Genomic DNA, 12,342 nt, shown 5'->3' on the forward strand with positions numbered 1-12,342 from the left:
CAAAGGTGCCAGCCTTGGGAATCACCGCCCCGTGCGCTTGCGCGATCTTTGTAGGAGCGGCCTTGTGTCGCGACAGGGGCGCGGAGCGGCCCCACATCTGCGCTTCGCCGCCGATATCGCCGGGGCCGCCTTGCGGCCCTATCGCTACACAAGGCCGCTCCTACAGGGGGCGCATCTTCAGCGGCTGCAGTGTCAATCAGCCGAACAGGCTGGCCTCGACGTCAAACCCGGCATCGCGCATCTGCGCCAGCTTGTAGCGCAGGGTACGCGGGCTTATCCCCAGGCGTTCGGCGGCCTCTTTGCGGCGGCCGCGCTCGGCGCGCAGGGTGTCGATGATCATCTGGTACTCATGGCGACGCATGTCATCGCCCAGCCCGCCGGGCTCGGCCACCACCTCAGGTGATGGCTCTATGCTAGCTGACAATGGAATGGCGCCTGCCAGACAAAAATCCGCCGCCTCGATCACCCCGCCCTGCTGCAGGATCAGCGCCCGCTGCAGGGCGTTGTCCAGTTCGCGCACGTTGCCCGGCCAGGCATACGCCTGCAGGCAGGCTCGGGCCTGGGGCGACAGCTGCACCGGGGCGTGCTTCATCTTCGCCACGTGACGCGCCAACAGGCGCTCGGCCAGTTGTAGGATGTCACCTGGGCGTTCGCGCAGCGGGCGCCAGGCCAGGGGGAACACCGACAGGCGGTAGTACAAATCTTCACGGAAACGCCCGGCCGCCACTTCGCCAGCCAGGTCACGGTTGGTGGTGGCCAACACGCGGATATCCAGGCTGATCGGCTTGCGCCCGCCCACCCGCTCCACCTCGCGCTCCTGCAGCACGCGCAGCAGCTTGGCTTGCAAGGCCATTGGCATTTCCGAGATTTCATCGAGCAGCAAGGTGCCACCTTCGGCCTGCTCGAACTTGCCGGCCTGGGCAGCGATGGCACCGGTAAAGGCCCCCTTCTCGTGGCCGAACAGGGTGGCCTCGAGCATGTTGTCGGGGATGGCAGCACAATTGATCGCCACGAAGGGCTGCGCCGCCCGCGGCGACTGCTGGTGAATGAAGCGCGCCAGCACTTCCTTGCCGGTACCGGATTCGCCGGAAATCAGCACGGTCGAGTCACTGCGCGCCACGCGGGCAGCCAGTTCGAGCAACTGACGACTGGCCGGTTCGCAGGCCACCGGGCCTTCCTCTTCAGCCACGCGCCCGGCGGCATGCCGCTCGACCAGGCTGAGCAAAGCCTTGGGTTCGAATGGCTTGACCAGATAGTCGGCAGCCCCTTGGCGCATTGCCTCGACAGCACGCTCCACCGCGGCATGCGCGGTCATCAGCAACACGGGAAGTTGCGGTTGCTGGCGGCGCAGCTGGGCCAGCAGTTGGTGCCCATCCATGCCTGGCATGCTCACATCGCTGACCACCAGGCTGAAGGCCTCTTGCTGCACCGCAGCCAGCGCTTCCTCGGCGCTGCCCACGGCCTGGTAGGCGAAACCTCCGATCTCCAAGGTATCGCCCAGTGCCTGGCGCAATACACGGTCATCCTCGACCAGCAACACCTTGATTGCCATTACACCTCCTCCGCCAATTGCCCATGGATCAGCGGCAGCTCCACCCGCACACAGGTGCCACGTCCCACTTTCGAACGCAGTTGCAGGCGCCCCTGATGAGCGCGCAACACAGCCTTGACCACCGCCAGACCAAGCCCGGTGCCAGTGGCCTTGGTGGTCAGGAATGGCTCACCCAGACGCGTCAGCAACTCGGCGTCGATACCGCTGCCGGCATCACTGACACACAAGTGCAAGGTGCGATCACGGCGGAACAGGTGCACTTTCAGCCGCGCCGGGCCGTCGCTGGCCTGAAGGGCATTTTCGATGAGATTGAGCAAGGCGCCGACCAGGGTGTCGCGATTGCACAGCAGCTCGCCAAGATGGCTGTCACATTGCCAACGCACGGCATGCCCCTGCACCTGTACTTGCGCCGCCTGTTGCAGGGCCTGAAACAGTGCTTTGGGGGTGATACGGTCGCTCAGCGGCAGCTCGCCACGGGCGAACACCAGCATGTCGCGCACCTGATGCTCCAGCTCGTGCAGGCGCTCCTTCAAAGTAACGGCAAAACGTTGACGTGTTTGCGCGCCGAGATCCTGCTCGCTATCGGCCAGGTGGCTGGCATAGAGCATGGCGGCGGACAACGGCGTGCGGATCTGATGAGCCAGTGAAGCCACCATCCGCCCCAGCGACGACAGCCGCTCGTGGCGGGCTAGCTGGTCTTGCAGGCGACGGGTTTCGGTCAGGTCATTGAGCAGCACCAACTGGCCAGGCTCGGCATCCAGCGAACGGGTGGCGATGGACAGGCGGCGGCCGTCGCGCAGAGAGACTTCGTGGCCGTCATCCTTGCGCGGGGCAAAGCTACGGGCAATCACCTGGCGCCACAACTGGCCGACCAGCGGCTCGCCGAGTAGCTCGCAGGCGGCCGGGTTGGCCTCGCGCACCAGGCCCTGACCATCGATCACGATCACCCCACCAGGCAGCAGATCCAGGAGGTTCTGCAGCCGGTTGGCCAGCCGCTCCTTTTCACTGAGCTCAGCGATACGCTGGGCACTGACCACCGCCAGCTCGCCCTTGAGTTCGCTGACCCGGGCTTCGAGCAGGCTGTAGGACTGACTGAGTTGGCTGGACACCTGATTGAACAGGGCGAACGCCTGCTCGACCGGGGTTTGCCCCTGCGGATCAGGGGCTCGGATTACGTGGGCGGCCTGGGGCATCTTGCTCTCTCGCATGGCTGACCGTCATAAAAACGGTGTGTTGCCAGCGGTAAAGCAATAGCCGTGCCGGAGATGGGGAAATTGGGTTACCTGTGCTGGCCTCTTCGCGGGCGCGCCCGCGAAGAGGCCAGCACAGGCCTACGGCCATGTATCAGTCCGGCAGCCAGGCCTTGCGCCAGTTGCTTAGATTGTCACCTTCAAGCATCCAGCCACCCAGCACCGCATTGCGCAGAGCATCACCCGCCTTCGCCGTGGCATCCAGATCGGCCAGGTGCATGCGAATGGCCTCGACCCAGCTGCGGAAGCGGTTCTTCACCAGCGTAACCGGCAAGTCGTTGTAGCCCTGGTAGCAGCGCACGTCACTGGCGATTACCGGGAAACCACAGGCACCGTATTCCAGCAGGCGCAGGTTGCTCTTGCACTCGTTGAACAGGTTCTGCTCGACGGGTGCGAGGGCCAGGTCCAGGTTCATCCGGGCCAGCATCACCGGGTATTGGTCAATCGAAACGCCCTCGTAGTATTCGTGAACATAGGGCCGCAGCTTGTCCGGGCACATGCCGAAGAACACCCACTCAACCTCGTTGGCCAGTTCCTTGACTACGTCCGCGATCACTTCCAGGTCGCCCGTGTGGCTGGCACCGCCTGCCCAGCCGACACGCGGCTTGCGCGACTGCTGACGCAGGGAGCTGAGGCCTTTCCAGTAGCGAGTGTCCAGCGTGTTGGGTACCACTATGATATCGTCATGCAGGCCGGCGAAGGCTTCGGCAAGCGGCTGTGTGGAGACGACGAATCGGTCTACATAAGTCAGGCCACGGCGGATGGAGCGCAGAATGTCCGTTGGCATGTGTGCTCTGTGCACGCTTTTGAGCGGCAAGTTGGGCAGATAGTCGTCCAGCTCGAAGACCTTGAAGGCCTTCGAAAACGCGTGCATCCGGCGCATCTGTTCAATCTGCTCGTCGCCTACCTGGCGCTGCAGGATAATGCTGTCTGGTTGATAACGCTCAAGCTCTGTGGGCGACAAGAAGTTCCATGCCAGTAGGCCCTCCGCCAGGCCCTCGCTGTTGAGCGCGTCGAGCGGCTGGATGACTCGGTAGTTGCCACAACCTTGTCTGTCCGCCGCGTGGGCGATGATTGTCGGCAACGGCTTCCAGGACGACAACGCTCGCCAGCTCAGTTCGTTGGGCGCCAGTCCGAAACCTTTGGTAGCAGAGAGCGCAAAGTTTGCATTGTAGAACGGGTCTCGTGCCAGTACAGGGAGCCAGCGCTCATATAACGCATCTTCTTCTGCGGCGGCGGCCGGCGTTTCAGCATCCTGACTGAGCAGCAACTGAACACGCGGCGTCCATACGTTCAGGTAGCCGGCGCGGTGCAGACGCAGGCACAGATCAACATCCGTCCAGCGCTGCAGCTCAGGCGTCTCGTCGAATCCGCCTGCTTCAAGGAACAGGCCTTTGCTCACCAGCAGACACTTCCCGCTCACTGCAACATAATTCTGGTCAACCTGCAGCCGCTGCATGTAACCGGACGCATCCATCTGCTGGCCGGCAAAGGCTTCGCCAATAGGGCCGTTCAGGCCGAGCACAAAACCGGCATGGCTGATAGTGGCATCCCCCGCCACCAGTTTTGCTCCCACTACACCAACTTCCTGGCGCATACCGTGGTTCAGCATCTGCTGCAGCCAGTCGCTATCGAGCACGGCAGCGCCTTCGTCCAGCCAAAGCAGGAAGTCACCACGAGCTTGCCCCGCGGCCCGGTTGCGCATTTGCACAGGCGTCGTATCGGCCGGGAAACGCAAACAACGAATGGCATCGGTGCCGAGCCGGGCAACGCCATCGAGCCAGATGTTCACTGCAGGACCGGCATTCGTCGGCGCCAGCAGCAGCACCTCGTAGTTTCGACAGGTGGTCTTCTCCAGAATGGATTCCATGCACCGCTGCGCCCGCTCCGTATTAGCGCCCTGGAGCAGTATCAGAATACTGACTGGTACGTCGCATGGGGCGCCATAGTTCAGCTCGTAACGCCCAGGCAGGCGAGAGTCGACGTGAGCCTGTGCAAAACCGCGTGCATGCAGATGGCGCTGAATGACGCCGCGCTCATCCGGGCAGTCGCGCATCGGCTGAGCATCGCTGATCAACAACGGTTCGCTGATATGCCCCAACCCCTCGAAACCAGCTGTCTCGATCAGTTGCAAAATATAGTCCAGCTCGAAAGCCCGGCCCGCCCCCTGCCGGAAGCCCCCCATATCCAGCCACACCTGGCGATTGAACAGCCAATGGCGCGATGCACTGGCAGGCAGGCTCAGCAGCAGGTCGAGGTTGAGGTCCGGGCGCAACACCGCGCCCATGTCACCGCTGTGCTCGCGCACCACCTCATCACCATATACCGCTCGACAGCCAGGCGCCGCCAACAGCTCCAGTGCGGCAGTCTGCAGGCCACTCTGGGTGAACTCGCTCCCTGCCTCGACCAGCATGAACCAGTCCGCCTCGACGCCCCGTAGCGCCTGCTCGATACTGCGCAAAGGCTGCGCCGGATCCAGGCTCAGAGTACGCAACGAGGCATCGGCGATGGTTGGCGTCGCTGCAGCAGTCAGCACCAGAACATGCGCAGAGGCGTAGTGGTTGTGCGCCTGGCCCAAGCTCTTGATCGTCCGGGTCAAAACCTTGCCGTCACCCTCACGATCCAGCACCAGTATTGCAAAGGCAGGCTCTCTATTGGCGGCCAGATGTTCGGCAATCAGACGCTGCTGAGTGCCAGTGGGAACGCGCTCGGCAAGCCATGGAAGCAGTTGACGGCGCCCGCTCTGGGCCGCACGTACGTTGGCGGCAGATTGGGTGACCTCAATGAAATGATCCAGGGCAGGCCAGAAATCGAGATGATGCTGCAGCAGACTGTCACGCAATAAAGGCACAGTCTGCCTCGCACGCTCAACTTCTTCTGAATCGATACCCCACGCAACGCCATAGCTCTTATTCTCGTGCTGACTTATTTTTACGGGGCACCACTCACTAGGTAAAACAACCGCTATGCAACCACAAAGAACTGCCTCTGAGGCTAACGCGGTAGCTTCTGTACAGTAAAAATATTCAGACGTTTGAAAAACAGCCGCCAACTCTTCCCATGAACCAGGCCACGTAGCCGTAATTTCCACGGCGTCCGGTGGAAGCAGAGCAGGATTAATTTTCGCCTGACCTCGTCGCCCCTGATAGTAGCAAACCTTTCCAAGAACACGCGCCCCCGCATCCTTCGGCGGAGAAAACACCCTTAAATCAATAGGTGGAAGATATAAAATCCGATCTTTTTCCATCCCTGGCTGCAGTAGGGCCTGCGTATAAGAAAAAAATAAATCGCCCTCACCATAAACCCCCGCCCCCTCAATAAAGCCCGGCTGGTTCAGCAAATAGCGCACAACAGTATCTGTATTTAATGGATTACCATCAATAATTTCCGGATAAATCGAAATTGGCTCAAGCCCTTGAGCGCGATGCAACTCAACCACCCCATCAGTCAAACAAGGCGTGATTAATTCGGAATTCAATACACTTGCCGTTATATAAGCCTCCTGGCCAGACCTATTAAGCGCATCGCAAAGCAAATGCATAACTCGAATTCCTGCAGAGTTACGCCGATAGTCAGGAGCATAGACGTAATATGGCTGCGGACGACTGGAGAATAATTCACGCATTGGCGCCACCTTTATTTTCGACACAACTGATACGCCTCAAGGTTTTCAATTTTCACTTCCCACCCACTCTACCCGCCAGAAATCACTATCGGGCATCATTACACCCAAGCAGCCATACTATCAATAGACTCCTCTAATGGAGTCCAAACATCCAACCCCAGCGCTCTGGCCTTAGAAATATCCGGCACATAAAAAGAGCGTACGGAATCCTCCCCCCCTAAAATACGTAAAGGTTTCTCCGGCGCCAGACGATCTCGTACTCGACACGCCAAGTCAGCGACACTAATCGCCTGATCAGATCCCACATTATAAGCTACGCCATTCTCTCCGCGAACCAATAGCACCAACAACCAAATAGCCAAATCAGCCCCATGCAGATAACTACGTACTGATTTACCACTGGAATTCAGTACGAGCTCATTAGAAAATAGCGCATCCCGAACAAAATTACCAATAGCGAAGTGACCATCCAATGGGAGCCCAGCACCTGAAAAAGAAAAACACCGAGTCATAACCACATTGAGCGCTCGAGTTTTCGAATAAATAACCCCTAAAGTTTCCTGTGCACGCTTGGCCTCCCCATACACACTGAATATGGAATTGCTCTCACAAGCCCCACGATAACTTTCTACAACCCCCCCTGTATTTGAAAGCTCGCCATACTGAGCCCCAGAGCCAGTCAACAAGACACGTGAACAATTGTTGTACACTGCAAAATCAAGAACATTCCGACACCCATTCACAATGGTATCGAACAATTCCAAAGGACGCGCATTGGCCGCAGCAGAGGTATCAGCCGCACCATGAACTACTAGGTCAATAGCGCTTGTCGAAAAATCTCTTAACTCTCTAACATCGCCAACTAGCCATTGAATCCACGTACAATTTCTAAAAACGGGGTAATCCGCTAAAAACCGCTCAGGGTCACGTGACAGAATTGTTACTGTCATGCCTGCACCTTGACGATTTAGCGATGACAACAACATTAGCAGCCATCGCCCAAAAAATCCGGTTGCTCCAGTCAATAGCAAATGACGACCACCAAGCGCATCCAGCAAGCCTAATGACGTCACAACGCGCTGGAGCATTGGAGAAATAAAAAAGCCCTCCACAGACGAGTCAGAAACGGCCATATGCACTCCCAGTGCTAAATCAGAAAATCTTATATACTGAAAACACTCAGAACACTACAACTCACTTTCGAATACCAGGGTGAACAAAGAAATTATCGTAATTCACTCCTTTTATATATCCCGCCCCCTCCAAAAAGGACTCTGACTCAACGAGCCCGTAACTGGTAGCAGCCAAAACGATTACACCTTCGTCCGGCGACGGCAACTGATCAGGACGAATCACTTCAGAACCAAAGAAATCGCACATCGCAAATGTATCACAGCATATACGCAGTCGCGCCTCAGGATAATAAATCTCCATCAACTGAAAAACCTTAGAACCTAGCGCACCCACCCCCCAAATAATATATTCTTTGTTACCACCAGCAAAGAGAGCCTCCAATTTTGAACGCTCATTTTGATAGTAAATCGTTCCAGAACCAGCCCGATAGAATCGATCCAGCCGCCCAGCATATTCATTTGATTTATACGCTGCATCTATAGTGCTTTTAGCCAAATCAATAAAATCGCTCTTTACACCCTCCAAATCCACCGCCCGCGGATTCCAATTGATCTCATGGAATAAGTCCGGCGTATGAACCTTTACCATGCTCAACAAGAAATCATATGCCTCTTGCATATTATAAGTGGTAAAGATTACCGGAATCCCCATAGCCAAACATGGAAGCGCACAGTGAATCCGACCGGTTACAACCAATCGCGCCTCATCTCGATAGCGAGCCAAAAGAGTCTTTGTATACTCTACCAACTCTAAATACTCAGACCTCTGAAGCGGGGTCTGCTTTATAGGTACAATGTGGCTAATTTTTTCAATGTCACCCCACATTTCGACAGGGACAAAAGCATCCAACTCTGCAGGCGCATCAACCAAAAACACCTTATTTCTCTCTGCATGCTCTACACGACGCGGAAATATAACCGTCGGACAACCACAAACATAAGATGCAATCCCATAGCGAGAAAAAACCTGCTGCGTGTAAGTATCCCTACAGCCAATGGGCTGGTGCTCTTTAAAGAACTCTAAATTATCAGGATTATACAACCCCCACCCTAAATGATAACCAAGAAAAACGGGCGTTATTTTTTTTGAAAAAGGCACCTCACCCATATCAGGGCGCTCATTAAAAAAGCCCGTAACAGGCAAAACCACTTTCTCGCCCTGATAATTTCTCAAATCATATTTACTAATTCCAACAACTTGCTCATTATCCACACCCAACAATTCATACAAATACTCAATAGCAAGTGTCTGTACAATATCACCCACATTCATCAATGGCTGAACATGGTGCTCAGGGTAATGCTGCGTTATTTTTCCGTAGCGCACAGACACCTCAACATTTATTAAATTCTTGATTTTCGCATATAGAAATCACCCCACGAAAACCACAATAATCGAACAATGGCACTGCAGTGAATTACGAAACGTATAAGCCCTACTTTGAGGCACACTGCCAGCCCAAATCAGCAGTAATCTCTATCCGCTCGCGGGCGAACGCAGGCTGAGCAACCAAGGGTATCAGCGCCGGTTGCAATTGATCGCTACTAGAGCAAATGCAATGCCGGAAAATTGAATCGCGATTCACCATGCACTGCGGCCCCCATCAATGACCAGATTGGCTCCGTTCATATAGGATGAAGCATCCGAACAAAGGAAGGCGATGGCACCACGGTACTCATCGGCGTCAGCCATGCGCCCCAAGGGAATCAACTGCGCCAGCTTGCTGACGAATACATCGTTCTGCCCCGCGTAGACGCCGCCAGGCGACAAGGCATTGCAGCGCACGCCTTGTTCGCACCAGTACGTGGCCAGGTACTTGGTCAAGCCGATCAGGCCGTGCTTGACCACCGAGTAGGTTACTGGCTTGACAGGTTGCTGTTCGACTTCGCGGCCCTCCACCCGGTACAAACGCTGATCCGGTGCGATAACGCCCAGGTCGGAGGCGATATTGACAATCACCCCGCGCCCTTGGCGGGCCATTTGTGCGCCAAAGACCTTGGCGCAATTGAAAGCGCCTCCCAGACCCACATCCAAATCCAGACGCCACTGTTCCCAAGGGAAATGTTCGAGGCGGGAAAAGTCCTTGTCGCCGGTGCCTTCCACCTTGGGATTGCGGGCGGCGTTATTGATCAGGATATCCACTTGGCCGTGGCGGGCCATCAGTTGCTCGAAGGCTACCGTCAGGGCAGCCAGATCAGTGATGTCGGCCACCAAGCACATCGCCTGGCAGCCAGTTTCCTCTGCCAATTTCGCAGCATTGGCGGCCAAGGCTTCGGCCTGAATATCCAGCAACACAGGCAGGCCGCCGAGGCCGGCGATGGTGGCCGCATGCTGGTAGCCAAGCAGGCCGGCGCCGCCAGTGATTACCGCTACCCGGCCGCTCAACTCAAATAATCGGGAAAAATTAGATTCCGAGTTATTCATGACCTCAGTTGACCTCCATCAACAATATAAGTAGCCCCGGTAATGAAATCGGCCAGAGGCGAAGCCAGGTAAGCAGCCAGCCTGGCAACATCAGCAGGACAGCCCAAACGACCAAGAGCAACATCACGAGCAAGCATCGCCTCAACACCAAGGCGATCCTCATGAAGCTTGCGCTCCCAGACTGAGCCATCAAAGAGGATGTTGCCCGGCGCGATGCTATTGATTCGCACGCCGTGTCGACCCAGCCAACGCGCCGCATTACGTACATAGCTTTCAATGGCAGCTTTTGCCACTGCGTACGGAACCGGGCAACCTAGGGCTTCGATACCACAGATAGAAGAAATACAAATAACACTGCCCCGAGAGTTCAGCAGGGAGTCCTGTGCAGCCCATACAGTCTGTGTCGTGGTATGCAAGTTGGTATCCAGAACTCGATGCCATTCGGCAGGACTTTCCTGGCCAGGAGGTACAGAAGCACCGCTGCCGACATTACACACCAGAATGTCGAGGCGATCATGGCGGGATAATACTTCCCTAACCAAAGTCTGACAGGCGTCAGCATCACGCACATCGGCCACGACCCCCGACGCTCCCTCTATCAGCGACTGCGCCGCGTGCAGTCGCTCAGGGTCACGGCCGTTGAGCACGACATGACAGCCCTCTTCTGCCAACTGCTGGGCTATCGACAGACCAATACCGGACGACGACCCGGTGATCAATGCGACCTTCCCCTCAAGTTCAAGCCTCATGACCACACCACCACGTCCGAGTCATATCGCGGTAACGGGCAACCGCTCCGGCATGGTCGCCATCGTCAGCACGGGCAGTTTGCAGAATGAAGTTACCTGCATAGCCTAATTTGCGTAATGCACTGAACACCTCCGGGAAGTCGGCGTTCCCGCTGCCGAGAGCTACAGTGCTCCCCCCCAATATCCGATCCTTAACATGCACGTTATCAATACGCAGTCCATAACTGGCAATTTCCTCGGTGGCGCAGTAGCCCAGCGCTGCACTGTTGCCAATGTCGTAATTGATACCAAAGGCGTCCTCCGGAAAGCGTGCAATGAAAGAAGCCAAACGCTCAGGGCCGAAGTCCGACTCAAAGACTATCTTCAGGTTGCCTGCAACAAGCCGCTCGCGCAGCGGAAGTAACCCGTCAATGAGTGCCTGCTCTTCCTCATCTGTGGTCAACGAACCATTGTCTACCAGCGGCAGCAGCACGTAGCGGATACCTAACTCTGCCGATGCATCCAGTACGGCGTTAAGGTCATTGAGCAGGCTGATACGAGCCGCTCCCGAAACTTTGTAGAACGGGGCCTGCATAAAGCAATCCCCTGTCAGCGAGAGAATGCGCACACCGTACAAGCGGGCCAGTTCTCCAATACGTTGGCGCCCGGCCACGGTCATCAGCGGGTTCTCGTACAAAAAATCCTGATCAAGCGTCCATTCCATCAGCACCAGCCCTAGATGCTGTGCAACTTCAAACTCGCTCTCCCAATCACGCACGGGGAACGCCTGAATCTTGCCGTCCACACGCTCGCACAGGCGGCCCTGCATGAATCCTATATTCATCACAACCCCTTGGCTGACCAGCCGCCATCGACGACCAAGTCTGTGCCTGTGATATAGCTGCTTGCCGGGGATGCCAGAAACACCGCAGCACCGGCCAGTTCATCAATAGTTCCCCAACGCCCCAGCATGGTTCGCCCAGCACGAGCGGCGTGGAGTTCCGGATCTGTGTAGCTGGCGCGGGTCATGGCAGTATGCACATAGCCAGGTACTATATTGTTGACGCGAATCCCCCGCCCGCCAAAATCCAGTGCCAAGGCACGGGTCATAGCTGCCAACCCTCCCTTGGAAGCGACGTAACCGGGATTACCGGGAAAACCCAGCCCAGCACCGATGCTGGTGACGTTGATGATCGCACCGTAGCCATTGCGCTGCATGTAAGGCAGGGCCAGACAGCAGCAGGTGTAGGCCGCCGTCAGGTTCATATCCAGAGTACGCAGGAATCTGGCCAAGGGATCGGTATCGGCCTGCGCTGGCAAGGTAATGCCTGCAGCGTTGACAAGAATGTCGAAACGCCCATGGCGTGCAGCGATTTCAGCCATCAGCTGGGAAACGCTATCACTTTCTCGGACATCGCATTGACTATAATGGAAGCTCCCGTCGTCTGCCTCGGTATCGGTCGATCGGCCAATACCGTAGACCTGCGCACCAGCTTCAGCCAAACCACGAGCAATGGCGTAGCCGATGCCACGCGAGGCACCGCTGACAAGGGCAACCCGTCCATCGAGTCGAAAGGAATCAAGAACATTCATACAACCGCCTCGCACTCGATAAAAAAATAATGCAGC

At 56.7% G+C, this 12,342-nt stretch carries 9 protein-coding genes; all 9 read right to left on the reverse strand.

Features of this window, described 5'->3' with window-relative positions; all coding sequences use genetic code 11:
* Positions 1-196 precede the first annotated feature (196 nt).
* Positions 197-1,552: a sigma-54-dependent transcriptional regulator gene (locus ABIB24_RS23000; RefSeq protein ID WP_354317285.1), complete on the reverse strand. Its 1,356-nt coding sequence runs from the start codon at positions 1,550-1,552 to the stop codon at positions 197-199.
* Positions 1,552-2,745 carry a sensor histidine kinase gene (locus ABIB24_RS23005; protein WP_354317308.1) on the reverse strand — a complete coding sequence of 398 codons (1,194 nt, stop codon included), beginning with the start codon at positions 2,743-2,745 and terminating at the stop codon, positions 1,552-1,554. Before ABIB24_RS23005 ends, ABIB24_RS23000 begins: the two co-directional genes overlap by 1 nt.
* A gap of 151 nt (positions 2,746-2,896) precedes the next feature.
* The gene (locus ABIB24_RS23010) at positions 2,897-6,427 is read right to left on the reverse strand and encodes a hypothetical protein (RefSeq protein ID WP_354317286.1); all 3,531 of its coding nucleotides are present in this window, start codon (positions 6,425-6,427) and stop codon (positions 2,897-2,899) included.
* Between the two features lie 98 nt (positions 6,428-6,525).
* Positions 6,526-7,560: an NAD-dependent epimerase/dehydratase family protein gene (locus tag ABIB24_RS23015; RefSeq protein ID WP_354317287.1), complete on the reverse strand. Its 1,035-nt coding sequence runs from the start codon at positions 7,558-7,560 to the stop codon at positions 6,526-6,528.
* Positions 7,561-7,621: 61 nt separating this feature from the next.
* Positions 7,622-8,887, reverse strand: coding sequence for a polysaccharide pyruvyl transferase family protein (locus ABIB24_RS23020; protein ID WP_354317288.1), 1,266 nt, complete (start codon positions 8,885-8,887; stop codon positions 7,622-7,624).
* 255 nt (positions 8,888-9,142) lie between these two features.
* Positions 9,143-9,985: an SDR family oxidoreductase gene (locus ABIB24_RS23025; protein WP_354317290.1), complete on the reverse strand. Its 843-nt coding sequence runs from the start codon at positions 9,983-9,985 to the stop codon at positions 9,143-9,145.
* Positions 9,982-10,734 carry an SDR family NAD(P)-dependent oxidoreductase gene (locus ABIB24_RS23030; RefSeq protein ID WP_354317291.1) on the reverse strand — a complete coding sequence of 251 codons (753 nt, stop codon included), beginning with the start codon at positions 10,732-10,734 and terminating at the stop codon, positions 9,982-9,984. Before ABIB24_RS23030 ends, ABIB24_RS23025 begins: the two co-directional genes overlap by 4 nt.
* Positions 10,724-11,557, reverse strand: coding sequence for a sugar phosphate isomerase/epimerase family protein (locus ABIB24_RS23035; RefSeq protein ID WP_354317292.1), 834 nt, complete (start codon positions 11,555-11,557; stop codon positions 10,724-10,726). Before ABIB24_RS23035 ends, ABIB24_RS23030 begins: the two co-directional genes overlap by 11 nt.
* Positions 11,557-12,306: an SDR family NAD(P)-dependent oxidoreductase gene (locus ABIB24_RS23040; RefSeq protein WP_354317293.1), complete on the reverse strand. Its 750-nt coding sequence runs from the start codon at positions 12,304-12,306 to the stop codon at positions 11,557-11,559. Before ABIB24_RS23040 ends, ABIB24_RS23035 begins: the two co-directional genes overlap by 1 nt.
* Positions 12,307-12,342: the final 36 nt, after the last annotated feature.

It is taken from the genome of Pseudomonas sp. UYEF17, from assembly GCF_040546125.1.
Lineage (GTDB): Bacteria > Pseudomonadota > Gammaproteobacteria > Pseudomonadales > Pseudomonadaceae > Aquipseudomonas > Aquipseudomonas putida_Z.

Coding starts and splice junctions, on each gene's coding strand:
- ABIB24_RS23000 (WP_354317285.1), bottom strand. CDS start 1,552: ATGGCAATCAAGGTGTTGCTGGTCGAGGATGACCGTGTATTGCGCCAG.
- ABIB24_RS23005 (WP_354317308.1), bottom strand. CDS start 2,745: ATGCCCCAGGCCGCCCACGTAATCCGAGCCCCTGATCCGCAGGGGCAA.
- ABIB24_RS23010 (WP_354317286.1), bottom strand. CDS start 6,427: ATGCGTGAATTATTCTCCAGTCGTCCGCAGCCATATTACGTCTATGCT.
- ABIB24_RS23015 (WP_354317287.1), bottom strand. CDS start 7,560: ATGGCCGTTTCTGACTCGTCTGTGGAGGGCTTTTTTATTTCTCCAATG.
- ABIB24_RS23025 (WP_354317290.1), bottom strand. CDS start 9,985: ATGAATAACTCGGAATCTAATTTTTCCCGATTATTTGAGTTGAGCGGC.
- ABIB24_RS23030 (WP_354317291.1), bottom strand. CDS start 10,734: ATGAGGCTTGAACTTGAGGGGAAGGTCGCATTGATCACCGGGTCGTCG.
- ABIB24_RS23035 (WP_354317292.1), bottom strand. CDS start 11,557: ATGAATATAGGATTCATGCAGGGCCGCCTGTGCGAGCGTGTGGACGGC.
- ABIB24_RS23040 (WP_354317293.1), bottom strand. CDS start 12,306: ATGAATGTTCTTGATTCCTTTCGACTCGATGGACGGGTTGCCCTTGTC.